The sequence below is a fragment of the Saccharopolyspora soli genome (assembly GCF_022678645.1).
Lineage (GTDB): Bacteria > Actinomycetota > Actinomycetes > Mycobacteriales > Pseudonocardiaceae > Saccharopolyspora > Saccharopolyspora soli.
On record NZ_JALBWV010000044.1, the window covers coordinates 1 to 26,501 of the forward strand.

General features: G+C 66.9%; 25 protein-coding genes and 4 pseudogenes. 11 read left to right on the forward strand and 18 right to left on the reverse strand.

Annotated elements, in window-relative coordinates; all coding sequences use genetic code 11:
* Positions 1 to 115 precede the first annotated feature (115 nt).
* A pseudogene (locus tag MOQ72_RS28435) lies at positions 116 to 909 on the forward strand (transposase family protein).
* A 151-nt stretch (positions 910 to 1,060) separates the two neighbouring features.
* On the opposite strand, the gene MOQ72_RS28440 reads toward MOQ72_RS28435, so the two are convergent.
* Entirely contained in the window at positions 1,061 to 1,717 is a 657-nt protein-coding gene (locus MOQ72_RS28440; RefSeq protein ID WP_242188802.1) for a TetR family transcriptional regulator, read from the reverse strand.
* Between the two features lie 100 nt (positions 1,718 to 1,817).
* On the opposite strand from MOQ72_RS28440, the gene MOQ72_RS28445 reads away from it, so the two are divergent.
* Both MOQ72_RS28445 and MOQ72_RS28450 read left to right on the forward strand, forming a co-directional pair.
* The gene (locus MOQ72_RS28445; RefSeq protein ID WP_242188803.1) at positions 1,818 to 2,702 is read left to right on the forward strand and encodes an SDR family NAD(P)-dependent oxidoreductase; all 885 of its coding nucleotides are present in this window, start codon (positions 1,818 to 1,820) and stop codon (positions 2,700 to 2,702) included.
* 116 nt (positions 2,703 to 2,818) lie between these two features.
* Complete coding sequence (locus tag MOQ72_RS28450) at positions 2,819 to 3,847, forward strand: pyridoxal-phosphate dependent enzyme (RefSeq protein ID WP_242188804.1); 1,029 nt, start codon at positions 2,819 to 2,821, stop codon at positions 3,845 to 3,847.
* Between the two features lie 37 nt (positions 3,848 to 3,884).
* On the opposite strand, the gene MOQ72_RS28455 is transcribed toward MOQ72_RS28450, so the two are convergent.
* From MOQ72_RS28455 to MOQ72_RS28465, 3 genes are all read right to left on the reverse strand, one after another.
* Positions 3,885 to 4,046: a hypothetical protein gene (locus MOQ72_RS28455; protein WP_242188805.1), complete on the reverse strand. Its 162-nt coding sequence runs from the start codon at positions 4,044 to 4,046 to the stop codon at positions 3,885 to 3,887.
* A gap of 281 nt (positions 4,047 to 4,327) precedes the next feature.
* Positions 4,328 to 4,903 carry a hypothetical protein gene (locus MOQ72_RS28460; protein ID WP_242188806.1) on the reverse strand — a complete coding sequence of 192 codons (576 nt, stop codon included), beginning with the start codon at positions 4,901 to 4,903 and terminating at the stop codon, positions 4,328 to 4,330.
* Between the two features lie 159 nt (positions 4,904 to 5,062).
* Positions 5,063 to 5,398, reverse strand: a complete 336-nt coding sequence (locus MOQ72_RS28465; protein ID WP_242188807.1) for a hypothetical protein — start codon at positions 5,396 to 5,398, stop codon at positions 5,063 to 5,065.
* A gap of 595 nt (positions 5,399 to 5,993) precedes the next feature.
* Between MOQ72_RS28465 and MOQ72_RS28470 the strand changes: the two genes are divergently transcribed.
* Genes MOQ72_RS28470 through MOQ72_RS28480 form a run of 3 tightly spaced genes read left to right on the forward strand, consistent with a single transcriptional unit; the run spans position 5,994 to position 8,501 of the window.
* Positions 5,994 to 6,386: a zinc-binding dehydrogenase gene (locus MOQ72_RS28470; protein ID WP_242188808.1), complete on the forward strand. Its 393-nt coding sequence runs from the start codon at positions 5,994 to 5,996 to the stop codon at positions 6,384 to 6,386.
* Positions 6,383 to 7,810 (forward strand): aldehyde dehydrogenase family protein, encoded by a 1,428-nt coding sequence (locus MOQ72_RS28475; RefSeq protein WP_242188809.1) that lies wholly within the window; start codon positions 6,383 to 6,385, stop codon positions 7,808 to 7,810. The genes MOQ72_RS28470 and MOQ72_RS28475 overlap by 4 nt, the downstream gene beginning before the upstream one ends.
* A 43-nt stretch (positions 7,811 to 7,853) precedes the next feature.
* Positions 7,854 to 8,501, forward strand: coding sequence for an isochorismatase family protein (locus MOQ72_RS28480; protein WP_242188810.1), 648 nt, complete (start codon positions 7,854 to 7,856; stop codon positions 8,499 to 8,501).
* A 38-nt stretch (positions 8,502 to 8,539) separates the two neighbouring features.
* Here MOQ72_RS28480 and MOQ72_RS45290 read toward each other — a convergent pair whose 3' ends face one another.
* Positions 8,540 to 9,376 (reverse strand): oxidoreductase C-terminal domain-containing protein, encoded by an 837-nt coding sequence (locus tag MOQ72_RS45290; protein WP_308197979.1) that lies wholly within the window; start codon positions 9,374 to 9,376, stop codon positions 8,540 to 8,542.
* Positions 9,377 to 9,547: 171 nt separating this feature from the next.
* Between MOQ72_RS45290 and MOQ72_RS28490 the strand changes: the two genes are divergently transcribed.
* The gene (locus MOQ72_RS28490) at positions 9,548 to 9,784 is read left to right on the forward strand and encodes a hypothetical protein (protein WP_242188811.1); all 237 of its coding nucleotides are present in this window, start codon (positions 9,548 to 9,550) and stop codon (positions 9,782 to 9,784) included.
* Positions 9,785 to 9,929: 145 nt separating this feature from the next.
* Here MOQ72_RS28490 and MOQ72_RS28495 read toward each other — a convergent pair whose 3' ends face one another.
* Both MOQ72_RS28495 and MOQ72_RS28500 read right to left on the reverse strand, forming a co-directional pair.
* Positions 9,930 to 10,643, reverse strand: a complete 714-nt coding sequence (locus tag MOQ72_RS28495) for a haloacid dehalogenase type II (protein ID WP_242188812.1) — start codon at positions 10,641 to 10,643, stop codon at positions 9,930 to 9,932.
* A 28-nt stretch (positions 10,644 to 10,671) separates the two neighbouring features.
* Positions 10,672 to 11,285: pseudogene (locus MOQ72_RS28500) on the reverse strand (FAD-dependent oxidoreductase); the annotation flags it as partial.
* A gap of 121 nt (positions 11,286 to 11,406) precedes the next feature.
* Between MOQ72_RS28500 and MOQ72_RS28505 the strand changes: the two are divergent.
* Positions 11,407 to 12,246, forward strand: a complete 840-nt coding sequence (locus tag MOQ72_RS28505; RefSeq protein WP_242188813.1) for a helix-turn-helix domain-containing GNAT family N-acetyltransferase — start codon at positions 11,407 to 11,409, stop codon at positions 12,244 to 12,246.
* A gap of 62 nt (positions 12,247 to 12,308) precedes the next feature.
* A pseudogene (locus tag MOQ72_RS45295) lies at positions 12,309 to 12,836 on the forward strand (flavin-containing monooxygenase); the annotation flags it as partial.
* A gap of 557 nt (positions 12,837 to 13,393) precedes the next feature.
* On the opposite strand, the gene MOQ72_RS28515 reads toward MOQ72_RS45295, so the two are convergent.
* From MOQ72_RS28515 to MOQ72_RS28540, 6 genes are all read right to left on the reverse strand, one after another.
* Positions 13,394 to 14,134 carry a methyltransferase domain-containing protein gene (locus tag MOQ72_RS28515; RefSeq protein ID WP_308197985.1) on the reverse strand — a complete coding sequence of 247 codons (741 nt, stop codon included), beginning with the start codon at positions 14,132 to 14,134 and terminating at the stop codon, positions 13,394 to 13,396.
* Between the two features lie 21 nt (positions 14,135 to 14,155).
* Positions 14,156 to 14,476, reverse strand: a complete 321-nt coding sequence (locus MOQ72_RS28520; RefSeq protein ID WP_242188814.1) for an ArsR/SmtB family transcription factor — start codon at positions 14,474 to 14,476, stop codon at positions 14,156 to 14,158.
* Positions 14,477 to 14,909: 433 nt separating this feature from the next.
* On the reverse strand, positions 14,910 to 15,155 hold the full coding sequence (locus MOQ72_RS28525) for a hypothetical protein (protein WP_242188815.1): 246 nt from the start codon (positions 15,153 to 15,155) through the stop codon (positions 14,910 to 14,912).
* Positions 15,156 to 15,454: 299 nt separating this feature from the next.
* The gene (locus MOQ72_RS28530; RefSeq protein ID WP_242188816.1) at positions 15,455 to 16,165 is read right to left on the reverse strand and encodes an NADPH-dependent F420 reductase; all 711 of its coding nucleotides are present in this window, start codon (positions 16,163 to 16,165) and stop codon (positions 15,455 to 15,457) included.
* Positions 16,162 to 17,229, reverse strand: coding sequence for an LLM class flavin-dependent oxidoreductase (locus MOQ72_RS28535; RefSeq protein WP_242188817.1), 1,068 nt, complete (start codon positions 17,227 to 17,229; stop codon positions 16,162 to 16,164). Before MOQ72_RS28535 ends, MOQ72_RS28530 begins: the two co-directional genes overlap by 4 nt.
* A 24-nt stretch (positions 17,230 to 17,253) precedes the next feature.
* Positions 17,254 to 18,303 carry an LLM class flavin-dependent oxidoreductase gene (locus MOQ72_RS28540; RefSeq protein ID WP_242188818.1) on the reverse strand — a complete coding sequence of 350 codons (1,050 nt, stop codon included), beginning with the start codon at positions 18,301 to 18,303 and terminating at the stop codon, positions 17,254 to 17,256.
* 124 nt (positions 18,304 to 18,427) lie between these two features.
* Here MOQ72_RS28540 and MOQ72_RS28545 point away from each other — a divergent pair, with 124 nt between their 5' ends.
* Both MOQ72_RS28545 and MOQ72_RS28550 read left to right on the forward strand, forming a co-directional pair.
* Positions 18,428 to 18,898, forward strand: a complete 471-nt coding sequence (locus MOQ72_RS28545) for a MarR family winged helix-turn-helix transcriptional regulator (RefSeq protein ID WP_242188819.1) — start codon at positions 18,428 to 18,430, stop codon at positions 18,896 to 18,898.
* Positions 18,899 to 19,214: 316 nt separating this feature from the next.
* The gene (locus MOQ72_RS28550) at positions 19,215 to 19,916 is read left to right on the forward strand and encodes an isochorismatase family protein (RefSeq protein ID WP_242188820.1); all 702 of its coding nucleotides are present in this window, start codon (positions 19,215 to 19,217) and stop codon (positions 19,914 to 19,916) included.
* A gap of 164 nt (positions 19,917 to 20,080) precedes the next feature.
* Here MOQ72_RS28550 and MOQ72_RS28555 read toward each other — a convergent pair whose 3' ends face one another.
* The 5 genes and pseudogenes from MOQ72_RS28555 to MOQ72_RS28575 all read right to left on the reverse strand — a co-directional run bounded on the left by MOQ72_RS28555 (position 20,081) and on the right by MOQ72_RS28575 (position 26,075).
* Positions 20,081 to 22,867: a helix-turn-helix transcriptional regulator gene (locus MOQ72_RS28555; protein WP_308197980.1), complete on the reverse strand. Its 2,787-nt coding sequence runs from the start codon at positions 22,865 to 22,867 to the stop codon at positions 20,081 to 20,083.
* A 10-nt stretch (positions 22,868 to 22,877) separates the two neighbouring features.
* Positions 22,878 to 23,219 carry a hypothetical protein gene (locus MOQ72_RS28560; RefSeq protein WP_242188821.1) on the reverse strand — a complete coding sequence of 114 codons (342 nt, stop codon included), beginning with the start codon at positions 23,217 to 23,219 and terminating at the stop codon, positions 22,878 to 22,880.
* A 380-nt stretch (positions 23,220 to 23,599) separates the two neighbouring features.
* Positions 23,600 to 24,052, reverse strand: a pseudogene (locus MOQ72_RS28565) (transposase); the annotation flags it as partial.
* Positions 24,053 to 24,070: 18 nt separating this feature from the next.
* Positions 24,071 to 24,496, reverse strand: coding sequence for a hypothetical protein (locus MOQ72_RS28570; protein WP_242188823.1), 426 nt, complete (start codon positions 24,494 to 24,496; stop codon positions 24,071 to 24,073).
* On the reverse strand, positions 24,453 to 26,075 hold the full coding sequence (locus MOQ72_RS28575; RefSeq protein ID WP_242188824.1) for a tyrosine-type recombinase/integrase: 1,623 nt from the start codon (positions 26,073 to 26,075) through the stop codon (positions 24,453 to 24,455). The genes MOQ72_RS28570 and MOQ72_RS28575 overlap by 44 nt, the downstream gene beginning before the upstream one ends.
* Positions 26,076 to 26,501 lie beyond the last annotated feature (426 nt).

A 26,501-nucleotide genomic window follows, 5' to 3' on the forward strand; every position in this document is an offset into this window, starting at 1 on the left:
ACTACGGTGACCGGGTCACCGTGCAGTAATCGACAAGGCGATCACATCATCGCCCACAAGATTCCTGACACTCCCGTGATTGCCTAGATCAACTCGTCTAACTAGGAGCTTCGGGGTGTTTTCATACCCGTCGGGGATGTCGGTGTCCAGTCGTGCGGTGAACATGCTGGCTGAGGCGTTGCGGCATCGGCGTCGTGAACGCGGTACGCGGTGGCGGCGCCTTCAGGCGGGTGAGCAGGCTCTGTTGGTGCTGGCCTATTTGCGTAAAGGCGAGACCTACACCGACCTGGCGATCGGGTTCCGGATCGGGGTGACCACGGTGTTCCGTTATATCCGCGAGGCGTTGGAGGTGTTGGCCGCGATGGCTCCCAGCTTGGACAACGCGATCACCCTCGCCGTACGGAAAGCGTTCGTCATCCTGGATGGGACGCTGCTGCGGATCGATCGGGTCGGGATGGTCTCGGGGCGGGATCACCCGTATTACTCGGGAAAATACAAGCGGCACGGCGTGAACGTACAGGTCATGGCGGATCCGGCAGGGCGTTTGGTGTGGGTGTCACCGGCGTTTCCCGGGGCGCGGCACGACATGGGCGCGGCCCGCGAACACGGACTTCTCGACGCGCTCCAGACCGCCGGGGTTCGGGTGGTCGCCGACAGTGCTTACCGCGGTGCGGGGCCGAATGTCGAAGTCCCACAACGCCGTCGACCTCGGATCCCGATAACAGCGAGCGTCCTCGGCTGTCGGCGAATCAGAAAGCCGTCAACGCAGCTCACGCCCGCCTCCGCGGCCCCGGCGAACGAGCGAACGCGCGGCTCAAAAGCTGGAAGATCCTCCGCAAGATCCGGTCCAGCCCCAGCCGAGCGACCCTGCTCATCAACGCCGTCCAAACCCTCATCCACGCAGGCTGACACCAAGTGGAAAAGGCTCAGTGAGGGAGGGTTCGCGGTTGTTGCCGCGGATAAGGAAGGTGAAGAGGGCGAGGTCGCGGCGGCGGTCATCGATCCGTACTTCTTGGCGTGTATACGTTCTCCTGCTGACGGAGCATGAGCCGTTATCTGATCAATGGGCGGCCTGCACCCCTCGAATCACCGCGGTCAGCAATTCCGTCAACTGTGCTCGGAAGCGCAGTGCCGAATGCGCCCAGCGCGGCACCTCAGCGTAGAGCTGCTGGAGTGTTGGTGAGGGTCGTGAGAGTTGATAGAGGTACGCGGCGGAGGTCATGGCGGCGGTGAGGATGGTGCGGGCGCCGTTACAGTCGACGCGGCTGACTGCTTGCTCGATGATGCCGGCCATGGCATCGTTGGCGGCACTCGCGGCCAGCTTGTACTGCCGTGCCCGTTCGATGCGAACACAGCCTTCGAGGCTGAGCGCGACATGGGTGAGTAGATCACAGAAGATCGGTAGTTGCCCGAGCGAAGCGGCGATGATGTCGGCGGCCGCACTGGCCTGGATGTCTCGTGCCGTTCCGAAGCCTTCGGTTAGGTGATCTCGCCAGTCCGCCCAGCCCTGCTCCGCGAGTTCGAGAAGCAACTCCTCGGTGGAGGAGAAGTACCGACGCAGCGCCGAGGGATGCAGGCCCACGCGGTTCGTGACGGCGGTGAGCGTGACGTTCTTGACCCCATCTTCCACGGCGATGTCGCGCGCGGCGTTCAGCAACGCCGCGACACGCCGCCGCTTCGCTTCCGCGGAGCGGGCACGTTGGCCGGGCGAGTTCACTCCCCAATCTTAACGCAATGGCTTTGACGCAGCCGTCGGGTTGGTATAGCGTGGCCATAACGCAAAGGCTTTGCGTTGAGCGGCCCTAGAGGAGAGTGTGATGAGCAAGGTGTACTTCGTGACCGGTGCGTCCCGTGGGCTCGGACGGCACATCGTCGGGCAAGCACTCGCGGCCGGGCATCGCGTGGTGGCGACCGCTCGGGATTCGCGTGCCCTCGATGAGTTCGTCGCCCGCTATGGCGAGCAGGTTCACGTCGAGCCGCTCGATGTGACCGATCCGGATGCAGCCCAAGCTGCGATCAGCGGCGGTGTCGACGCTTTTGGGCGGTTGGACGTGGTGGTCAACAACGCCGGACAGGGAGACCGCGTCGCGCTGGAGGACACCACGCTGGAGGTCTTCCGGCGACAGATCGAGACGAACTTCATGGGCGTCGTTCATGTCACCAAAGCCGCCGTGCCCGTGCTGCGGAGGCAGGGTGGTGGGCGAATCATCCAGGTCTCGTCTCTTGGCGGACGCATCGGCAGCCCAGGGATGACGGCGTATCAATCAGCGAAGTGGGCAGTGGGCGGGTTCAGTGAGGCGTTGGCGGCGGAGATGGCGCCTCTCGGGATCAAGGTGACAGTGCTCGAGCCGGGTGGGATGCGCACGGACTGGGCCGGAGCATCGATGACGACCCCGCCGATCAGCGAGCCGTACCGCGCGACCGTTGGCGAATCCGCTCGCACCATGGCTGGGTTCGAGAGTGTTGCCAATAGCGACCCGGCGAAGGTCGCCGGGATCGTGCTGCGGCTCGCCGAACTGGACGAGCCGCCGCTTCGACTGCTCGTCGGCAGCGACGCGTACGAATACGGCCGCGAGGCATGGCGCTGGCGGATCGAAACCGACGCGCGCTGGGAGACCCTCAGTCGCACCGCCGACGCCGACGACGCCGGCCGGGCATGGACCGCGCAACGCGGCTCAAGCCTGCCGGACGTGCACGCATAGACCCGTGTTCTCACGAGACCCGACGCTTTACCCCCATAGGTTCGCCGTGAAGACCTGGGCGTCCGCGGCCGGAACACGACCCGGCACCCAGTCGAGTGATGAGAGGACAGATTCGCGTGAGTGCGACCGCTGCCGCCGTGCCAGATGAGCGTGTGCTGTTGGGCACCTGGCCCACGCCTGTCGAGCCGGCCCCGCGACTGGCGAGCGCGCTCGGCCTCGATCCGGGCGATCTGTGGGTGAAGCGGGACGACCTCACCGGCCTCGGCGGTGGAGGCAACAAGGTGCGCAAGCTGGAATGGACGGTCGGCGCGGCACGTGCCAACGGTGCCGACACATTGGTCACCACCGGGGCGCCGCAGAGCAACCATGCCCGGCTCACCGCCGCGGCTGCCGCCCGGTTGGGACTCGACGCGATCCTGGTGTTTCCTGGTGCTGCCGGCGGCCTACGGTCCGGCAACCTAGCCTTGGACGGTCTGTTCGGTGCACGTGTGGCCTGGGTCGGGGACGTGGACGCCGCTAGTCTCGACGCGGCAGCGGCCACGATCGCGACCGAGTTGGAGTCTCGGGGCAGACGGCCCGCGCTCATCCCCTTCGGCGGATCCAGCAGCGTGGGTGCTCGTGGTTACGTCGAATGCGGACGTGAATTGCTCACGCAGGTTCCGGACCTGCGCACCGTGGTGGTCGCGGTGGGCTCGGGCGGCACGATGGCGGGGCTGGTCGCTTCGCTGGGTCCCGAGCGCGTACTCGGCGTCGACACCGGCGCGATGGCTGCCCCGGTCCAGGCCGTCGCAACACTCGCCAACGGCACCGGCCTCGTTGACCTGACCGCGGCGCAGCTCGCCGTTCGTGGCGATCAGGTTGGTGCCGGATACCGCGAACTCCCCGCGCCCGTAGCCGACGCCCTCTCGCTGTCTGCCCGGGCCGAAGGGCTGGTGCTCGACCCCGTGTACACCGGCCGGGCACTGGCAGGACTCGCCGCCGCCATCCGCGACGGTGCGATCGTCGCGGGCGAGAAGACCGTGTTCCTGCATACCGGCGGCCTGCCGGGGCTGTTCGGCCACGCCGCGGCTATCCGTCACGCAGAACAGGGCCTCGCGACCTGGCCGCTCAACGACCGGCCAGACCACGACGCCGCCAGCGCGTAACGGCATGAGCCTCGTCAAATGGGTGAGCCCCGGGTAATCAGCGTGGATTTCGGCCTCGGTTGGCTCGTGTCCGGGGTTGTGGATAGGGGTGTTCGCCGGTGAAGCGGGTGAGGTCGAGGCGGAGGTCGTCGATGCTGTAGCCGTCGGTTCCGAGGAAGTCTTGTAGCGATGCGTTGACGGTGTCGCCGACGGCGGTCACGGAGGAAGCCAAGGGTCTCGGCAAGTTCGGTGGCGTTCACGGGGTTGAGTTCCATGGCGGCTAGCCTTTCTCCGCCGCTTTTCTTGCTGCGGGTGCGGATCTGGCCGGCGCGAAGCCGGTAGGACCGGGCGCCGGTTTAGAGGATGCGGGCGTTCGAGGTGATCCGGTCGACGATTGCGGCGACCAGGCACAGGTCGCCGAACACGGATCCGTCGAGCGACCCACTGAATGTGACATCCGAAGTGGCCGTCCGTGGCGAATTCCAAGTGGCCGCTGACAGATCACGTCGTGCAGGCCGGTGGAAGCCTCAGGCGGTTCGGGTGATCCGTCGTCGGTGTCGACGGCGCGGCGGGTTGGAGCAGTTGAACTTCGAGGTCTGCCCGGGCGTTGGATCGGGCGGCAGCGAGCTTGTCGGTAAGGGTTTGGTTGTCGTCGGTGAGCTGTCGGATGCGGTGCTTGAGGGTGGTGTTCTCGGTGATCAGCCGGTGGAGGCCGTCGTGGCACCAGGTTTGTTCCAGGTCGCGGACCTGTCCCATTAGCCCGGCGATTCGTTGGCGCTGCGCAACGATCTCGCGGTGGGTGGCGGCGAGGGCGTCCTCGGCGTTGAGGGCTCGTTCGCGCCAGGCCGCGTCAAGTTCGTCGCGGTGCTGGCGAGTTTGCCGGTCGATGCTGTGTTGCGCGGTCGAAGCGGTGATCGCTTCGGCGACCAGTTGCCGGCCTTGGGGGTTCTGGTAGACGAAGGTGCGCGAGACGCCGGCCTGGCGGCGTAGGTTCAGAGCGAGTGCGTCGTCGAGTAGACCGAGAGCGGCGAGGGCCTTTTCCAGGCCGTCAATGGCTTTCGCGGTGGGGGCGAACACTGCGTGTAGGTAGTCGGCGGTGGTGTCGTCGGGGGCACGTTCGGCGATGGAGGACCATTGTTTGCGGCGCCAGTAGAGCAGGTCGGCGCCGGAGATGACGAACTTGTCGCAGTTGTGGCAGTTCAGGTTGAAGGGGCAGGCGCCGCCGGCGACGACGGGTTAGAAGGTGCAGAATCCGCCCTCGGCCGGAGTGCTGCGGCGGGACAGGTCCAGCGCGTGGGCCTGTTGCCTGTTCATCGGCGTGAGGTTGGTGGACAGGACCTCGCCGGGATTGACGGCGCCGGGGCAGGCGACCCAGACGTGCTGCAGCACGTCCTCGATTTCCGACAGCGCGATCTTGGCGTAGACCTGGGTCATGGTCTCGGAGACGTGACCGAGGTAGCGGCGGATGTGGTGCAGGCCGGTACCGCGGCGCAGCAGGTTTGTGGCCAGCGTGTTGCCGGGCCTGATGGCTGGCGTAGCGGCCGCCGAGGTCAAGCTCGTCGACCCAGTCACGGAAGTCGCGGTTGAAAGTGGACAGGCTGATGGCCATGGTGCCGTCGCGGTTGCGCCATCGCGTGCCGAACAGCGCCAGCCCCAGGCGTTCGGTGGCGGTGGGTGGTCGGCCGCGCGACTGGATGAACCGCTGGATGGTCTTGCGGCGCCGTGCCTGCAGCAGTTGGTGGACCGACTCGGGGATGCGGATGGCCTCGTCGTAGTTGTCGACCTTGGTCTGGTCGTGCCAGAGCAGCGGCAGCACGTTGTAGCGGTCGGTGCAGTCCAGCCGCAGGTTGACCACCTCGCCCAACCTTCGCGTCTCCCAGATGTCGCGCAGTCCAACGTCCTTGCTGTCGTACTTCTCGGCCAGCCGGGCGAGATTCGACTCCTCGGCCAGGACCTTGCCGACGTGGTCGGTGAACGGGCGGCGGGTGCGGCCCTTCGGATAGGCACGTTCGGGGTAACGACGATGAAATCAGACAGTCCCTCCTCTTGGGCCGTCCAGTGGCGGATGCGAGCGCTGCGCCGCCGCGGCCAAGGTCTGCGTTGGCCCCTCGAGCAGCAGGACAACGACAACTACGGAGAGGCAGCGACATGAGTCAACAGTCGCGTGGTGGCCAGCGAGGACCTGGCCGTCGGCGACCAGCGCTTCGACGTCGTGGTCGACCCGGTCGGAGGCCGGCTCCGCACGGACACTCTGCGGGTGATGGCTCCGATGGGCCGGATGCTGCTGGTGGGCAATGCCAGTGGCGACTGGGAGCACACCGTGCAGACCAACGCTCTGTGGGGCGGCAACCTCGCGATGCTCGGCTTCGCGGTCGGCATGTGCCTCCCCGCCCACCCCGAGCAGGCCCGCCCCGCCGCCGAGGCCGCGCTCAAGGCCGTCGGCCAGGGCCTCGCCGACATGCGCACCGAGACGATGCGGCTGGCAGAGGCCGGACAAGCGCACCGCCGCCTCGAGCGCGGCACGGTGAACGGCCAGATTCTCCTGACCCCCTTACCGTGAGGACGATCATTGTGCAGACCCTCAACCGGCAGCTCGTCAATGGCCGGGTCCAGCAAGCCCACGGCCAGGACCGGCAGGCTGTCACCAGCGCGATCACCGGCGAACAGATCGCCGAGGGCGTGCTGGGCGACGCCACCGACGCGAACCTGGCTGTCGAGGCCGCCCGGCAGGCGCTGCCCGCCTGGTCGGCCACGACCCTCGACCAGCGCCGGGAGTACTTGCAGAAACTGGCCGACTCCTTCGCCGCCCGCCGCGAGGAGATGATCGACGCCCTCGTCGAGGAGTTCGGCACCACCACCGCCACCGCGGCCTACATCGTCGACCAGTCCCGCGACTGGTTCGTCTACGCGCAGAAGCTCCTCATCGAGGACACCTTCACCGAGCAGGTCGGCCGCGCCACCGTCCACAAAGTACCGGTCGGGGTAGCCGTCCTGATCACCCCGTGGAACGGAGCCAGCTGGTTCATCGCAATGAAGGCCAGCGTGGCACTCGCCGCAGGCTGCACCATTGTGATCAAGCCCAGCGAACGCGGGATCTGGCAGGCCCAGCCCGTCCTCGACGCGTTCGCCGACGCCGGCCTGCCCGACGGCGTCGTCAACGTCGTCTTCGGCAAGGGCGATCCGGTCGGCAACATTCTCACCGCCCACCCGGACGTCGCCAAGGTGTCGATCACCGGTTCCACTGCCACTGGCAAGATCATCGCCCACAACGGGGTGGACACCATGAAGCGCGTCACCCTCGAGCTGGGCGGCAAGTCCCCGACGATCATCCTCGACGACGCCGACCTGTCCCACGCGGTGCCCTTCGCCGTGCAGGCGGGCCTGTTCAACAACGGGCAGGCGTGCATCGCAGGCACCCGGATCCTCATCCCGCACAGCCGCGAGCAGGAGATCAAGCAGGCCCTCGCCGACGCCGTCGCCGCCATGAAAGTCGGCGACCCCCGCGACCCCGACACCATCGTCGGCCCCGTCCTGGACCGCGACCAGTACGACCGCGTCCAGCACTACATCCAGGCCGGCGTCGACGAAGGCGGCCAGATTCTGGTCGGCGGACTCGGACACCCCGAAGGACTGGCGGACGGCAACTACGTCAAGCCCACCCTGCTGACCGCGACCAACGACCAGACCATCGCCCGTGAGGAAATCTTCGGCCCGGTCCTGGCCGTGATCACTTACCGCGACGAGGACGACGCCATCGCGATCGCCAACAACACCCCCTACGGCCTGCACGCCTACGTCGCCACCGGCGACGTCCAGCGAGGACAGCGCGTGGCCCGTCGCATCCAGGCCGGCCGCTTGATGATCAACGAGATCGTCGACGCACCCGACGCCCCCTTCGGTGGCTTCAAGCAGTCCGGCCTCGGCCGCGAGTTCGGCCATCACGGACTGGCCGCGTACCTCGAGACTCAGGCCGTCTTCAGCTGACCAGGCAAGAAAACGGAAACAACAACGAAATGGAGACAGGAAAATGACCGACCCCACCGAGCTCACGATCGAGAACTCGGCTCTCGTGCTCATCGACCACCAGCCTTGGCTGACCTTCACCCTGGAGACCGACAGCACGCACCTGGTCAACAACGTCACCGCCGCGGCCCGCGCGGCGAAGGCGGTCGGCGTACCCACCGTGCTGACCACGGTGGCCGCCCGAGGCAGCCTCCTCGCCGACCCGATCTTCAAGGAGATCCAGGACATCTTCCCCGATGTCACGCCGATCGACCGCACGACGACGGCCGCGTGGTCCGATCCGAACTTCCGCGACGCGGTGCTGGCCACTGGTCGCAAGAAGCTGGTCATGGCCGGCCTGTCGACCGAGGTGTGCCTCGCCCAGGCGGTGCTCGCGGCGCTCAAGGACGGGTTCGAGGTCTACATCCTGACCGACTGCTCGGCCGGCCTCACCAAGGACGCGCACGAGGACGCGAAGACCCGCATGATCCAGGCCGGCGCCAAGCCGCTCAACGTTGCGGCCCTGCTGTGCGAGTGGACCCCCGAGATCAACTCCCCGGAACGGAACCTCGTCACGGAGGCGTTGCTGCAGCACGGTGGCACGTCGCTTGCGGTGCAGTACGTCATGGCCCAGGTCTCCGCCGGCATCGTGTCGGCACCTGACGCCGCCTAGCCACGGCGAACTCCGGCCGATCCCCTGCCGACACTCGATCAGCAGGGGGTCGGCCGGTTCCACGTCACTCGCCGAGCCCTGCCGCGGGCTCGTCCAGGCAGATGATCGACGGGGCGGAGGCCGCGCCGCGGGTGATCGCCGCGCGCGGAACCGGCAACCTGTTGCCATGCAACGCGTTCGTGAAGCGGAGCACGTCCGGACCAACGAGAAACCGGCCGGAACCCGTGCTGCGCACGTAGTTGTAGCAGTTCCATCCCGGTACCGCGTCCACCATCGGGCGAGGATGAATACCCGTCGTTGCGGTAGCCGAACCGGCCCCGGTAGGCCGTCCTATTCCCCCGGCCGGTCTCGGCGAAGTCCAGCGCGTCGACCCAACTCGTCCTGGCCCCGATCAGCCCGCGGTACTTCATGATCACAGACCGGCCGTTGACCGCGAACGCGCCGACCAGTCGGTCTCCATCGCGGTAAAGGGCGACACAGCGACGACCGGACTCCGGGCCACCGTCGACCAGCACCACCTCCTCCGCGTCTGGTACGCCGACGAACTGGAGGCGGCTGTCGTACCAGTCCGACCAGAAGTACGGCACGGTCTCGTACGGCGTGGCCGACGCTGGATCGAGCGCGTTGCCCACCGCCGCGGCTCCCTGCTCGGCGGCGCTCGTCCAGTGCTCCAACCGCATCGGCCGGCCGAACAGCTGGTTGTGCCAGCGGGCGGCGTCCCCGGCGGCGTACACCCCGGCGACGCCGGTCCACAACTGCGCCGCGAATGCGACCAGATCACCGACGAACTGGCCGTCCGGCCCGGCCTGCCACCCTTGCTCGTCCACCGGCTGCGCTCCCGCCACGAGCAGATCACCCAGTTCCTCGACCGCCACGCCCCGGAGACCGCGTGACCCGCCGCACGGCCCTGCCCAGCGTCGAAGACGTCCAGTTGGCTATCAAGGAACTGACCGGGGCCACTGGCAAACCGCCGACCATCTTGGCGCTGGCCAGGCGATTCGGGTTGGCCAACACCACGTTCCGGCGCCACTTCCCCGAAATCGCCGTTGACCTCGAGCACCAACGGGCCACCGATCCCACCTCGACCGAGGCCGCGATCAGCCGATTCGACCAGCTCACTCGACAACGACAAGCTACGGCGGGACAACCACGAACTCCGCGAACACCTCGACCTGGCCGCCGCGAACATCCAGCGGCTCACGCTGGACAACTACCGGCCGCGCCAGCAACTCGAAGCCGCCACGAAAGTCATCAGGATTGATCGGCGGTCCACTCCCCGTTGAACGCCGTCGATCTGGTCCAACGGCGTTCTGAGCGGCAGTGGGCGTCGAAGAACGGGCGTCGGTTCGTCACAAGCGGATACCTTCATACCTTCCGAGGTTGGTCAGGGCCGGTCACGGCGCCGGTCCTCGGTGGTTGTTGGTTGTTTCAGCAGGCCAGTTGGGTCGCGAGGTCGGATGCGGACGTGGCGGCGATGTCACAAATGGTGTCGGCCGCGCGGTCCGCTTCGCGGTAGGGGCCTTTCTCCGCAGGGCGTTGCAGGAACGCGGTGCACAGCCCGGCGGCACGGGCGCCATCGATGTCCCAGCTGTGCGCAGCGACCATCAGCACTTCGCGGCGGGCGACATCCAGCAGTTGCGCAGCGGTCAGGTACGCAGCCGGGGCCGGTTTGTAGGTGCGCGCGAGTTCCGCGGATGCGATCGCGTCAAAGGACGAGCCGGCGGCCTTGACCAGATTGACCAGCAGACCGAAACCACCGTTCGACAGCGCCACCACGGTGTAGCGATGGCGTAGCCGGGTCAGCAGCTCGTCGCTGTCCGGCCAGGCCGGCAGGCGATGCCAAGCCCGCACCAACCGTGTGCGGTCGGACTCGCTCACCGTGCTGCCCACGCCGTGCTCGGTAAGCAAGGCGTTCAGCGATTCGCGGTGCAGCGTGTCCAGGTAGGCCCACTCCCGTTCGGCGTTGTTGACCCGCGCCATCGCGGGCAGGTAGCGGTCACGCCACGAGTCGGCGAACGCTGCCGGATCGAGATCGATCCGGCGGTGTGCGAACACCTCGCCGACCTGCTCGGTGATCCCGGTGTGCCAGTCCACCGTGGTGCCGAAGATGTCGAACGCCACCACGCGCACGTCGTCGAGCATGCCCTTGCCTCCTCCGTCCGGGTTCGTGGTGCCCGCTGCCTGCCACGGCCACGCGCTTGCCCGCGTACCGCGCCCGCACGCCCGCATCGGCCAGGTCCGGAACCTGGTAGGTGATGCGCTCGCGCGCTGCGCGCTCCCCGACCGCTGGCAAGCCATCGCCACCGAGCGGGTTCGGGCTGGCCCCAGGTCCCGGAAGCGTCGATCACCGCCCGCGCGATGATCCGCTCCTCACCGTCGACGGTCTCGACGTGCACGCTCAGCGACTCGGAATCCCGGCCCGCGTCGACCACGCGATCCCGCCCGCGGCGAGCCACCCCGACCACTCGCGCGCCGAAGCGGACCCGCTGGCCCAGCGACGCAGCCAACGGCCGCAGGTATTGCTCGCCCCAGTCCGCGCCAGCCGGATATGCCGTCGGCTCCGGGCGCTGCCACCCGTGCCGTTCCAGCGACCGGGCTCCGGCCGGATCGATCAGTTCCGACCACGGCGAGAACAGCCGCACGTGGCCCCCACTCCCGCACCGAGGTGCCCGCCTCCGGGCCTGCCTCGAGCACCACCGGCTCCAGACCGCGCTCCAGTACGTACGCCGCAGCGGCGCGCCCGATCGGGCCCGCGCCCACCACCACAACTGGCAACTCGTCCACAACTCTCCCCTTCCATCGATCCTCTTCGATAAAGACGAGAGCAATGTATCGACCCGGACCGATGAAACAACCATCGACCGCGATCGATTGACAAATATCGACGTGTGTCGATACTGGGGTCATGACGACGACGGTGCCCGAGACCGGGTTGCTTGCGGCCGAGGACGCGGCCACCTACGCGGAGTGGTTCGCGTGCCTGGCCGAACCCACCCGCGTCCGGCTGCTGCACGCCGTCGCGGTGGCCGGGACCATCAGCGTGGGCGCGTTGACCGAGCAGCTGGGCATCAGCCAGTCCACCTGCTCGCACCACGTGAGCAAGCTCGCCGAGGTCGGCTTCGTCTTGCTGCACAAGGAAGGCACCGTCACCCAGGTCTCGGTCAACACCGCCTGCTGCACCGGACTCCCGCACGCCGCCGACGCCGTCATGGGCGTCGTCGCCCGACCGTGCTGCCCGGAGGACGTCCCCGACGACGTCACCGTTCGCCCGCTGGAGACCGGAGACTGGGCGGCGGTGCGGCGCGTCTACGCCGAAGGTATCGCCACCGGCAACGCGACCTTCGAAACCGAGGTCCCACCGCGGAAGTCCCTGGAAGCCAGGTGGATTCCCGGGCACCGGTGGGTCGCCGAGATCGACGGCCAGGTCGTCGGGTGGGCCGCCGCCAGCCCGGTGTCCAACCGCGCCTGCTACTCCGGCGTCGCCGAAACCTCCGTCTACGTCGGCGAAGACTTCCGCTCACGCGGCGTTGGAAAAGCCTTGCTACACAAGCAAGTCACCGCCGCCGACGCCGACGGCCTGTGGACGCTGCAAACCTCGATCTTCCCGGACAACCGGGCCAGCATCGCCCTGCACTACTCCGCGGGATTCCGCACCGTCGGCGTCCGGGAACGCATCGCCCAACACCACGGCATCTGGCGCGACACCGTCCTGCTGGAACGCCGCCGCACCTGCGACGACGCTTAACCACTCATCCATCCCACATCACCCGTCGCTCGCCCCCGGGCGACGGTCGATGAAAGGTGCCTATGAACGACCACGACGCTCTCGTCATCGGCGGCGGCCAAGCCGGACTCGCCGCCGCCCACGCCCTCCGAACCCGCGGAATCCGGCCGGTGGTACTGGAAGCCGGGGCCGAGCCGGTCGGGTCCTGGCCGCGCTACTACGACAGCCTCACCCTGTTCTCACCCGCCCGATTCAGCGCCTTCCCCGGTGCTCCCTTCCCCGGCGATCCCGACCGCTACCCGCACCGCGACGAAGTCGTCAACTACCTCCGGCGCTACGCCACCAGCCTCGACGCCGACATCCGCACCCATCACCGCGTCACCGCCGTCACCGCAGACGACGGCACCTACACCGTCCACACCGGACACGACGAGACACTCACAGCACCACTGCTCATCGCGGCCACCGGCGGCTTCAGCCGCCCTTACCAGCCGGACCTACCCGGGCTCGACCAGTTCACCGGCCGGGCTGTCCATGCCGCCGACTACCGCAATCCCAAGCCTTTCGCCGGACAGCGCGTCATCGTCGTCGGTGGCGGCAACTCCGCCGTCCAGATCGCCGTCGAACTCGCCGAACACGCCCACGTCACCATCACCAGCCGCACACCCCTGCGCTACGCCAACCCCACGCTCCTGGGCAAAGACCTGCACTTCTGGACCGCCACCACCAGGCTGGGCATCCTGCCCCTCGGACCGTGGCTGCGCACTATCCCCACCACCCCGATCTCCGACAAGGGCGCCTACCGCGCCGCGATCGACGCCGGAAAACCCGACCACCGGCCGATGTTCACCCACCTCGACACCGACACGATCACCTGGTCCGACGGGAGCCGCGAACCAGTCGACGCGATCATCGTCGCCACCGGCTACCGCCCCGACGTCAGCTACCTACGACCCCTCGGCGCCCTCGACCCTCCGGTGCCCCGAGACACCTGCGCGGCCTCTCCCGAACAGGCCCCGGACTCGGCTACGTCGGCCTGGAATGGCAACGCAGCTTCTCCTCCGCCACCCTCCGCGGCGTCCACCGCGACGCCCACTACGTCGCCGCACGCCTCACCGCATCGAAACCCGCTCGCCGCCAACGCTGCTGCGTGCCTGCCCTGCGTTGATCAGGACGATCCGAGCGCGGGTTTGGTCGCGCGAATGATCGCCGAGTGCACGCCCGCACCAACGTGCTGGGTGAAGGTGACCTCGGCGTTGGTGAAGCCGATCGTGGTCAGCACGTCCAGGTATGCGTTGCACGTCAGCGTGCCGATGGGGCATCCGACCCGTTCCTCGGCACTGCGGCGTTCCGGCCCGGAAACGCTGCCGTCCGCGACGATGTCGCTGATGCCAAGTCGACCACCCGGCTTCAGCACGCGGAACGCTTCGGCGAGCGCACGGGGCTTGTCGGTGGACAGCGTGATCACACAGTTGGAGATGACCACATCCACACTCCTATCGGGAAGCGGGACGTCTTCGAGATACCCCTGCAGGAACTCGACGTTGCTCGCACCCTCACGGGCGGCATTGGCGCGAGCGAGACGCAGCATGTCCTCGCTGGCGTCGAGCCCATACGCCCAGCCCGTCCCGCCGACCCGGCGCGCCGAGAGCAACACGTCCAAGCCACCACCCGACCCCAGATCCAGCACCGTCTCGCCCTCGTGAAGGTCCACCACCGCAAGGGGATTGCCGCACCCGAGGCTCACCCGGGCCGCGTCGTCCGGGACATCGGTGTGGTCGGCATAACCGGCCGCGCCGAAACAGCCCTCCGTAAACACCTCACGGTCGCAGTCGGCGATCTGCTCACCGGCCAGCGCCGATCGCGCCAGCCCCGAGTACCGCTCGACGATCTCCTCCCGCTCGTCCACCGTCGCTGCTCCCTCCGCTCATCACGGCGTCACCGGCACCGGGCGCCCCATGACCACGTCGGCGGCCGTCGGGAAGCACTCCACGCACTCCTGGTTGATCCGATACCAGCTCGCAGTGCCACGACGCTCCACGAGCACGAACCCGACCTCCGCCAAGACTTTCAGGTGAGTGGACACGGTGGACTGCCCGACCTCCACCGCGTCGACGACCTCCCCCACCGTCATGGGCCGCTGCGCACGAGCCAACAGCGTCACGATCTGCACCCGCGTGGCATCGGCCAACGCCTTGAACCACGAGGCGTACTCGACGGCAGCACCACGATCCAACGGCACATCATTCATCGTTAATCGACGATAAACGATGAAAAGGAGGTGGGCAAGCATCCACACCCCCTCATCAGGCGGCAGTCGTTCGTAGTTCGGTTAAGGACGAGCGACGGAGTGCTGCGCCACCCGTCGTTTCGTCGACTTGTTGCTCCGGACTGACAGGCCCTGTCATACGATCTGACGCCGGTTTTCTCCCGCTGCCACGAACGCCGCCTCGCGGGCGCGTCCGCGTGACTACTCCTGTCCACTATGGACCTGGCTACAGCCTGGTGCGTCTTTAATCTCTACCAGGCAGCACATGTGGTTTCATGCCCTACGGCGCTCCCAGAGAGCAGCACCGTGCTGTCTGCGACCGGAACGGGGTGGCCGCTGCTGTCGGTCACCCCGTGCCTGCGGTGCAACGGTCGCGTCGGTCGTTTCGCCCTAGGGCGCCGGGACGCGGGGACGGCTATCGGCACAGGGCCATGTTTGGTGTGGTGTTCCGGTCGAAGTCTCCTTGGGCGATGCCGTCCAGGAAGGCGAGGACTTCGGCTTCGGTGAACTCCAGTTCCGCGGTCGTTCCGCAGGGTTGGGGCACGGTGCTGCGGAAGGCATACGTTCCGTTGTCGCGGCGGGTGATGTCCAGGCAGGGGCCGTGGGTGTGCCCGGCGCGGACGTGGGCGAAGAAATGGTCGAACTGTGCTTCGGTGAACACGAGGCGGTGGTCGTCGGGCGCTGCGAAGGTTTGTCGTCGCGGAGTTCGACCCAGCCGTCCCGGCGGGCCACACGTACGCATTCCTGGTTCGCGTGACTGGCTTTGGCCTTGCGGAAGGCTCGGCGTCGGTCAACAGCGGCCGGCGCCCGATGCGCCGTGGGCCGATGAGGTGATCGTCGAGGAAGCAGTACAGTGCGGCCAGAAGGGTGTCAAGATCGTCGTCACACAATGATCATGGACACCCTTCGTCCCTGTCGGGCACCCACTCGGCCACCAGCCACGACTTCGGAATCCCTGATCTAGGCAGCGCTTTCATCTGACGCTTGCGTGGCACGCGCCTGCGCGATCTGTCGGCCCCGGTCGGAGTCGGGGAACCGCTCGAGCATCGTGCGCAAGTCGTGCGCGTCGACATTGGCGCCGAACGTCTCGGCGCCCGGCTCGAGTTGGACGCCGTCCGCGAGGGAACCGGCGATGACGGGGTCGAAGCCGAGGTCGTTGACGACCCGGGCGACGGTCGTAAGATCATCCGGGTTGTCGCTGGCGATGGCGATCGCCTTGCGATCCGGTTCTCCCGCTGGCCGGGCCTCGTCTTCGAGGTCGTGATAGCCCATGTGGTTGAAGGCCTTGACGACGCGGGCGTCGCGGAGGAACGCCTGCACGGTCTGGCTGCTGGATGTGGTCGGGTCGTTGAGGTCGTCGCGGACGCCGTCGACCTCCCACCAGTAGTTCATGGCGTCGATCACGAGCTTGCCGCGAAGCGCGTCCGCCGGGATGGTGCGGTACTTGCCGAGGGGTAGAGCGAGGATCACGATATCGGAGCCGAGCGCTGCGGCTGAGGCGGTGGTGGCGATCGCTCCGGGGGCGAGTACGTCGACGGTGAGTGCGATCTTCGCCGGGTCGCCGGAGCCTGCGAGCAGGACGCGGTAACCGGCCGCGATGGCGAGGCGGGCGAGCACGGTACCGACTTTGCCGGCGCCGAGGATTCCGAGTGTCGTGCCGGTGCCGCTCATGACCGCGCCTCGGTGTTCGCGGCGACGGCGGGCTGCTCGGCGAGGAGTTCTCGGACCATCGGAATCACGCGGGTGCCGTAGAGCTCGACCGCACGCAGTCGGGCACTCGTCGGGATGGTTCCCGTCGTGTAGATCAGGTCGAAGCGTCCGACACCGAGGGTCTGGATGGCTTGTGCCATCTTGCGGGCGACGGTCTCGGGCGAGCCGATGTACATCGATCCGTGGTCGATTTCGGCGTCGTAGTGCTCGTGGCGGATGGGCGGCCAGCCGCGCAGGGCGCCGATCCGGTCGCGGATCACCTGGTATCGGGGCCACACGAGCTCTCGGGCCTCCTCGTCGGTGTTGGCGATGAAGCCGGGTGAGTGCATGCCGACGGGGTGGGCGGTGGTGCCGAGCTGCTCCGTGGCGCGCCGGTACAGGTCGATGTAGTGGGCGAACCGCGCAGGGGCTCCGCCGACGATCGCGAGCATGAGGGGGAATCCGTAGTACGCGGTGCGCACGACGGACTGCGGCGAGCCGCCGACGCCCACCCATGTGCTCAGGTGCCCGGACTCGGTCTTGGGGAAGACGTCCGCGTCCACGAGCGGGGCGCGCTTGGTGCCCGACCATGTGACGGGTTTTTCTTTGAGGAGCTCGGCGAACAGCTGGATCTTCTCCTCGAACAGGACGTCGTAGTCGGCCAGGTCGTAGCCGAACAGGGGGAACGACTCGGTGAACGAGCCGCGGCCGAGGATCACCTCGGCCCGTCCGTTCGACAGGGCGTCAACGGTGGCGAAGCGCTGGAAGACACGTACGGGGTCGTCCGAGCTGAGCACGGTCACGCCGGAGCCGAGCCGGATGCGGGAGGTGCGTGTGGCGATGCCCGCGAGCACGGTTTCGGGGCTGGAGATAGCGTACTCCGGCCGGTGGTGCTCGCCGACCAGGAACACGTCCACTCCCAGCTCATCGGCCAGCACCGCCTCGTCCATGGTCTGCCGGATCGCGGCCGCGTACGTGGTGAGCGCGCCTGTGTCGTCCTCCGGCACGTCACCGAAGGTGTCGAGTCCGAATTCGATCTCGGTCATGATTCTCTTTCTCTCGGATGCGGGTCAGGCGGCGACGGGCTGCTTGGCGAGGAGTTCGCGGACGCGTGGGGCGACCTCGCGGCCGAGCAGTTCGATCGTGCGGGCGCGGGCCTCCTGCGGGAGGTGCATGATGTCGTACTTCAGGTCGAAGCGATTCAGCCGCAGCTCGCGCGCCATCCGGGCGATCTTCTGTGCGACGGTTTCCGGGGATCCAACGAACAGGGCCCCGTCGACGACTTCACGCTCGTAGCGCGCTCGGGTCGGGGCGTAGAACCCGCGCTCGTTCGCGAGGTCGGTCACGACCGACTCCCAGTTCCGCCACCAGGTCTCCACCGCCTCCTCGTCGGTGTCCGCCACCAGGCCGAGAGAGTGCATACCCACCGGCTGAGCGGGCTGTCCGAACTGCTCCAGCGCGCGATGGAAGAGGTCGACGTGGCCGGCGAAGCGTTGCGGACGGCCGTCGATGATCGCCAGCATGAGCGGCAGCCCGTACCGGGCGGCGCGGATCACCGAGTTCGGGCTGCCGCCCACGCCGATCCAGGTGGGGATGCCGCCGGGCCGCATCCGCGGATGCAGCACCTGGTCGACCAGCGGGGCACGGATCGTGCCTGACCAGGTCACGGCATCCTCCCGCTGCAATCGCATGAACAGGTCGAGCTTCTCCTCGAAGAGCTGCTCGTAGTCGGCCAGGTTGTAGCCGAACAGCGGGAACGACTCAGTCGCCGAGGCTCGGCCAAGCACCAGTCGCGCGCGACCGTTGGAGACCGCGTCGACGGTCGAGAACTCGTTGTAGAGGCGAACCGGGTCGTTGGTGCTCAGCACAGTCACGCTCGTGCCGAGTGCGATCCGTTCGGTCGCGGCCGCCGTGGCGGCAAGCAGCACCGGGGGCGCGGAGTCGTTGTGGCCTGGACGGTAGTGCTCGCCGACGCTGAACACGTCGAGGCCCACCTCCTCTGCGAGCCGCGCCTCCTGGACGAGTAGCCGCACCGTGTCCGCATCGCTGAGATCACGGCCGCCCGTCGAGGCGACCTCGCCGAATGAATTGAGTCCCAGCTCGAAACGTGTCTCGAACATCAACTCTCCCTCGCCGGCTCGTCAGTCGCTGCGCGACCTGCCAGAGCCGTGTAATTGACGTGTCAATAGTTCGCGATCCAGTGTGGGCCGATATCATTGACGTGTCAATCAAGGAGGGGCAGCGATGACACAGCGACCCGCACGCCGAGTGCTTACCGCGGACGAACTGCGCATCTGGCGTGACTTCATCGAGACGACGGAAGCCCTGCGGACCGAGCTTGTGCGGCGGCTGCAGAGCGACACCAACCTGTCTCCCGGCGACTACGCCGTGCTGCTCGCTCTCAGTGAGGCGCCGCACCGTCGGCTGCGATCCTCCGAGCTGGCCGCGGAGATCGGCTGGACGCGCAGCCGCCTCTCCCACCACCTGGCCCGCATGGAGCGGCGCGGACTCATTCACCGCGAAGACTGCGCGACCGACAACCGCGGAGCCGAAGCGGTCCTCGCCGACGCGGGCGCGGCCGCCTTCCGGCGTGCGTCAGCGCCTCACCTGCGCGCCATCCGTGAGTTGTTCGTCGATGCGCTCACCCCGGATCAGGTCGTCTCCGCCGGGCAGATCGCGCGCGCCCTTCGAGCGCGCCTCGACGAAAGCGGGTGATGGCAACATCCGTGGTCGGGGGCCGGGGCGGATTGCACGAGCACACCACAGCCGAGTGCACCGACTGCGAGACCAGCCGTCGGCGCGATGCCGTTGATCAACTCAACTTGCCGTCAATTCGGCAACGTGCGTCTCCAACTCTGCCGAACGCGCAAGCAATCGCTCCAACGACATGCCACCCAACGGTCAGGCAACGCTGCCCGATTTGTCCAGCCGCCAGGCCGCGACTGTCCAGTCGGACTGTCTACCAGCGGATGCCAACGCGTTTCCACGCAACGAAACTCCTCGGTGGGCTCGGGGTCGAACAGACACAACCATGAGAGGCAAGGACATGAATCCACAGTCGCGTGGCATCTGGGATGCAGCGGAGTGCGCGCTCCTGCTGATCGACTATCAAGACAACGTGCTGGCGGCGGTGTTCGAACAGGATCGAAGAGTCATCGAGCTCAACGTATCCACGATCGCGAGGATGGCGCAGCGCTTCGACATCCCCGTCGTGCTGAGCACGGTGGGCGTCGAAATGGGGGCCAGCGATCCGGTACTCCCGTCGCTCTCGGCCGCGCTCCCTGGCGTCGAAGTCATCGACCGCTCGCATATGAATGCCTGGGAGGATCCGGTGTTCGTGGACGCGGTGAAGGCGACCGGCCGCAAGAAGCTGGTGATCGGCGGTATCGTCACCTCGGTATGCGTGACCTTCCCGGCGATCAGCGCCCGGGCCGATGGTTATGAGGTCGCTGTCCTCGCGGATGCCATAGGCGACGGCACAAAGGAAGAACATGACATCGCGGTGATGAGGCTCGTGCAAGCGGGTGCGGTTCCCATGACGACACTCGCGATGATGGCTGAGTGGTTCCGCGATTGGAAGTCGCCGATCGCTGACCATGCCAGGGAAGTCTGGGTTCCGTATCGCGAGAAGTGGGCGGCTCTGAAGCGGGGGCCTGAGCAGTACGAGCCGACCGGCCTGATCGCGGCCGGCGGCCTGCGGCCCGGCACGCGCGTACGAGCTGACGCCGGCTGATCGGTGCTATTCCGCGAAGGATGACTATGGAACCGGGGATCTTCGTGGTCATCGCCGCGTTCCGCCTGGACGGCTCCGCGCTAGCCGCAGAGCCGTCCAGGCGGTTCCCGAATCGGCGGCTGCGGAACCCGACCGAAGACGTCCAACGAGACAGACCAACGTCGCTATTGCGGTCCGGCGTCGTTCGGGTCGCCGGGCAGGACGTGGTTGAGCTCACGTCGTGAGCTGATTTTGAGCTTGGCGAAGACCTTCCGCAGGTGGTATTTGACCGTCAGCGGACTGACGAACAGCCTGGCGCCGATCTCTGGATTGGAGAGTCCGTCGCGGGCGAGCCGCGCGATCTGCGCTTCTTGGGCGGTGAGTTCGTCCTGCGCCTCCGGCGTGCGCTTGCGAATCGTGCCGCCGACGGCCAAAAGCTCGCGTCTGGCCCGCGCAGCGAACGCCTCGACGTTCATCGCCGCGAGCATCTCGTACGCGATGCGCAGTTGCTCACGCGCGTCCGCGCGGCGGCGATCACGTCGTAGCCATTCTCCGTAGAGCAGGTGCCCGCGGGCGACCTGTACACGCAGTGGGGTGCGGCTGAGGTGTGCGATCGACTCCCGATAACAGAGGTCGGCGGTCTCGCCCTGGCTCATAAGCGCGCGGACGCGTGCCTCAACTCCTAATGCCCAGTCGGTGGGCGTAACACTTGTGCGTTCGGACAGCCACTTGAGCGCGGCCTCGACCATCTCCACGTTACCGGTCCTGGATGCCGCCTCGGCCAGCTCGGGTACCACAAACGGTCCGATGCCCACGCTGTCGCGCTGAAACGCCTCCCACGCCGCGTCGCGCGCAGCCTGGTGGCGACTGAGGCCGTTGTAGAGCACTGAGCTCGTATAGGCCGCGGAATCGAGCAACCTGCCCAGACCGTTTGCCCTCGCCTCCCGCAACGCGGACTCGATCAGCTCAGCGGCCTCACGTTCCCGGCCTTGCCAGGCCGCGAGGTTCATCTCGGTATACGAAACCGGCGGGTTCCCGGTAGCCTCGGCAATCCGGCGATCTTCCTCGACCATTAGCGCGGCCGTGGTCAACTCGCCGCCGAGGAGGTAGGTCGGGACGAGGAAGTTGAGCGCGAACTGCAGATGGACGAGCGCACCCGTCTGGCGAGCGAATTCAGCCTGGCGAGCGGCCAGGAAGTACCAGGATTCGGCATCCCAGAGCTCGAGTGCGACGAGGATGCTGGCTCGCCCGCCGCCCAGCCAGAGCCAGCAGGGGTCATCGTCGTCGGCACCGACCGCGAGAACCTTCTCGAGTGCCTGGGTAAGCGCCGAAACGGCTGCGGCATACCCTTCCGTCAATCGGATGGCGAGTGCGTCGAGCAGGACGTCCACGGCACGCGGTGGTTCGACGGCCGACGGCGTCGCGCGCGAGGCCTCGGCCGCCTCGCGCACGTCACCTGCGGCGGCGAGGTCACCGGCCCAGATTGCAGCCCCCAGCGCTTCCAGGTAAGTCTCGCGGGCCAAACTGTCGAGCGGCTCCAGCCGCCTTGCTGCGCTGAGGAGCAGCTGAGCGGCGTCACTACCGCGTCGCTGCTCTAATGCGATCTGCCCGCGCAAGCGGTCCACTTCTGCCGTCAGCAGGGTGTCAGCCGGACCGGCTACGATCGCGGCCAGCAGTCCGAGCGCCGCGTCGAGCTCACCCGCATCGCGCTTTACTCTAGCGGCAGCAAGCAGGCGTTGTGCGCGGGAACCGGCTTCTGGGGTCAGAATCGCCGCGCGCTCGAGAAACGCGGCTGCGGCGGCGAGCCCTCCCCGCGCAAGCGCGCGGTCGGCCGAGCGTCCGAGCTCTTCGGCTACCCGTTCGTCGGGTACGGCTGTCGCCTGGGCCCGGTGCCAGGCGCGGCGATCGGGATCAGCCTCCGGATCGGTGGCCTCCGCCAATGCGCCGTGTACGGACTGCCTTTCCTGAAACGACGCGGACCGGTAGGCGGCCGAGCGAACCAGCGGATGACGCAGCCGCACGCGGGCGCCGAACTCGACCAAACCCGCCTCGGTGGCCGGGTCCGCGGCCGCGGGATCGATCCCGAGCCGCGCAGCCGCTTGCCAGAGCAGCAGAGGTTCCCCGGTGGGATCGGCCGCAACGAGCACCAAAAAGCGCCGGGTCTCGGCCGGGAGGGCGTCGAGCTGGAAAGCCTCCTCGATCCTGTTGGAGAGTGGTACGTCGCCGGGGATCGCGTACCCTCCCGCCAGCTGCGCTGGCGTCGACTTGCGTGCCAGTTCCAGCAGTGCCAGAGGATTGCCACGCGTCTCGGCCACGATCTGCTCCCGGACGCGCGCGTCCAGGGGAGCGGTGAGCGCCGAGTCCAGGAGCGCTCGCGCATCGGTCTCGCGCAGGCCCTCGACGGCCAGCTCTGGCAGCGCCTCGAGTTCGTCGCTCGTTCCCCGCGCCGCGAAGACGATGCCGATCGGTTCCGCCGCCAACCGTCGTGCAACGAATGCGAGGATTTGCGCCGAGGCGCGATCGAGCCAATGCTCGTCATCCACAACGCAGAGCAGCGGGCGCTCCTTGGCTTCCTCGGCGAGCAGGCTGAGGACGGCCAGCGCGACGAGAAGGCGGTCTGGCGTCGCTCCGGGACCGAGGCCGAATGCAGTGCGCAGGGCATCACCTTGCGGGGCGGGGATGTCGTCCAGACGATCCAGCATCGGCGTCAACAGCTGATGCAACCCGGCGAAAGGGAGCTCCATCTCCGACTGAATACCCGCCGCACGGGCCACGCCGCAGCCGGAGACTTTCCCGGCCACATACTCCAGAAGCGCCGTCTTGCCGATGCCCGGCTCGCCTCGTATTACCAGGACCCGGCTCTTGCCGCCGCGAACGGCTTCGATCAGCCGGTCGAGCACCGCCAACTCGCTGCGCCGGCCTCTCAACTCGGCCGCACCTCCTCGGCCGGGAGAAGGTGTCCTCATCCGCATGGCGTTGACGTTACATCCCGTCCAGCACCACGATCGGCGCGGCGACACGTTGCCCGCGAGTCTTGTTCGGGCGTCCGCGGAGGCGAGGGAGGCGGCGGTGGCCCGCCTCAGGCCTGCGCGTGGCCGCGTTGCCGTGGATAGCAGCGGCTACCATCACGCCCTCGGCAAGCAGAAAGATCGACTCGGTCCACGACTCCGGATAGCCGTCCTTGACCAGTAGTTCGGACAGATATCGTCGGAACGCCAGCTTGTGTTCTCGAACTCGGCAGACCGCATCGTGAACACCCCAGGTGATCCGCCCACCGTCCGACGATGAACGGCTGCACTCGCGCACATGGACAACACGTGCCATGACTGCGGGGAGTCCGTACCGGAATGGTGCGTGTCACCTCGACACGGAAAGCAAGGAACGAATTTTGCTCCTCAAGATCCGCGAGGGCGTGCGCCGCAACGGCCAGTACCAGCAACAGATTTCCCACGTCAGCGGGCATTTCCACCCGTCCCAGCGGGGTATCCCGGGGACCGTATTGCCAGGACAGGCGGGACACTCAGCGGTCACCAAGTGTTCGCGAGCGTGAGGCGAGGGTCGCGTCTGCTGGGGTGGTGTATGGACGGCTACTCGGTGATCCATGGTCAGGTTATGCGGTGAGCTCGGTGGGCAGGTCGGAGTTGTTGGTTTGACCCTCGATGGGGAGTGTCAGCGATCTTGTGGGTGATGGTGTGATCACCTGGTCAGTGCTGCGCGTCGAGTCGGCCGCCGTAGTGCATGGCGAGTGTGTTCAACGCTTGTTTCCACCCTACTATTTTCCCTGTTATATTTGAACGGTTCTTGAGTGGGTTTTGGATCACGAGATAGAGAACTTTGAGCGCGGCCTGTTCGTTAGAGAAATGACCGCGACGTCGGGTGGCTTGCCGAAATCTGGAATTCAGGCTTTCGATCGCGTTCGTCGTGTACACCAGCCTGCGCAACTCCGGCGGGTATGCCAGGAACGGGGTGAACTGTTCCCAGCTGTTGCGCCATAGTTGGATCATCGCGGGATATGTATCCTCCCACTCGGCGCAGAAGTCGCTGAATTCTGCTTCCGCTATCTCCGGATTGGGGGCGGTGTAGATGAGCTTAAGTCGTTTCGTGATCGCCGACCAGTACTTCTTCGACGCATACCGCAGACTCGCCCGCACAAGGTGTTCTCTGAACTACGGAGATCACATTTCTGGGTGGGTTGTGGCGCTTGGTTGGTCGGCGGCGAGGGTGCGTCCGACGAGGTGGGAGAAGTGTGGCATTCCGATGTGGATTGTGTTGGTTCGTTGGGCGAGTTCGTTGAGTTGGGCGAGTTTTTGGTCGGCTCCGGCGAGGCTGGTTTTGAGTCCTTCGACTTCGCCGAGCCAGCCTTCGCGGTGGGCTTCGTCGATGCGGGCGAGGAGGTTTTCACGGACCTCGGTGATGCGGCGGCGTTGTGCGGGATCGGGTCGAAGCAGCGGGCATCGCAAGCAGGAGTGTTCATGGATGCATGGGGTGCTGTAGGCGCGGCCGCACGTTCCCATTGCGACTTTGCGGTGTTCGAAATGGCCCAGGAACTCGTCCCATTCAGTGGGTCGGAGTTCGGTATTCTTCGCTGGGGCGTAGTTCACGGCGGCGTGCGATAAAGGCCCGGTGGCCGTTGATGACTTCTTCGGGATAGACCGTCTTGTAGCCCATGGTGGTGTTGATGTCACGGTGCCCGACCACGAGCTGCGCAATGTGCGGCGGCATGCCGTTCATGACGGCGTCGGTGATGAAAAGTCTGCGGAAATCGTGAGGCAGGAACCGCAGTGGCTGGCCGTCGGCTCCGGCGAAACCGGTCTTGGCCAGGGTGTGGTTCAGCAGACGGCGAATGGCCGGTGGGGCGATGGGACGGCGTTCGCCGCCGTAGTGCCGCTGGAACAGCAGCGGCATCGGCGGGTTCCAGGTCTTTTCGTGGTAGTCATAGGCTGCGACCAGTAGAACGGCTCCGCCTGGTTCGCGGATGCGGCAGATGATGGCTGAGAGCACGTCGGCGAGTTCGGGGCTGATGACCAGCAGCCTCTCCGCGTCGGTCTTGGATGGGGCGATGTGCAGCAAGGGAATCAGTTCGCCGGTACTGGGCAAGGTGTATTGCACGAAGCTGTGATGGGACAGCTCGCAGAGCTCCTCGACCCGTAAACCAGTATGCCGCAGGACTTCCACCGCTGCCCAGGCCCAAAAGGCCTGGTGTTCTTCGAAGCTGAGGTCGCGGCGGGTAGCCGTTTCCCGGTCTTCGGCCCAGATCTTGGCGGCGCCGTCAGGTCGGACGAGCACGCGGCGTCGTAAGGTCTGGCCGGCAGCGGTGAACACCTCGCCGGGTGTGGTGGCCTGGGCAGCCTGCAGGAGGTCGGTGGCGGCGCGGCGTTCGGTGTTGACGGAGGTGACCAGGCTGGGCAGCAAGGGCAGGCGTTCCCGGGTGCGTTGGTCCATGCGCGATTTGCGCCGCTGGTGCGACTTTTTGCGGGACATGTCCTCGTCGCGGATGCGGCATGGCGCGGCCCAGGGACCCCAGCGGGCAGGGTCTTCCATGGCCCACTGCGCGATGTCGAGGTAGAAGGCCCGGACGGTTGCCAGGGTGGAAAGGCCGGATTCGCGTGCGAGGATGCGTTGTTTCCAGCTCGAGGAGACCTCGGGTGCCAGCCGCAGCGAGTCGATGCCGGGATGATGTTGTTCCAGTTCGGCCCAGAACAGCTTGCCGAGTTCTGTTGCCAGTCGCTGCAGAGTCACATAGTCCACTGTGGCTTGTCGTTCGCGAAGGTAGCGGACCAGCAGGTCCCGGACCGGGTGGCAGGCGATGCCGTAACGGTCGATGAGCTGCTCGATGCTGATCTGGCCGGTGGTGCCAAACGCCCGCACTGCCGGTGGCGCGGTGTCATCGAAGACGCCGGCAGCGTGCAGCAGTTGGTAGAAGTATCCGCTGGTGGTCTTGCCGCCCCCGATGTCATGCACGGTCTGCAGGAGCTGCAGGCGGTCGCCGACCGTGATGTCGGCGATCGTCCCGCCTTTGGCAGCCAAGATGACCGCGATGCGACACAACGCTGTGGTCTTCGTCGCCGCGCCGGCTGGATCGGCCTGGCACTGGGCTTGCAGTGTTGCCCAGCCCTGCGGGTCTCGGGTGCGGGCAAGTGTTGCAGCCAGTTTTTCGGTGTCCGCGGTGTCATCAGCCAAACCGGATCAGGCCGGATAACCTCACCGCAGATCAACGCCATCACCCCCGCAGAAGCGAGGGTGCATCCGCGTTTTGTCGATATCGCGTGCCCGGCAGTTGATACCAGCCATTGACCGACGTCGTATTTCCAGTCGGTGTTGTTGCTTCGGCCGGCGGTGCCCGCGATCCAGCGGTCCTGCCAGTTCTCGCCGGGATACTGTTCCAGCCAGTCCAGCACCGTTTTCACTCCGTGATACTGCACCTGCTGCGCATGTGCGTCCTCGCGGCGAACGGCGGGGCCGACAACCGTTGCAGCACCGCGCCTTTGGGTTCCCGGGCGTGTGGGAAGCCCGCAGCGGCAGGACGCGGCGGAAACGCTGAAGCAACTCACCAGCGGCCTGCAGACTTTGACGGCTTGTAACCACAGTCCCGCCCGGCCGCAGGTG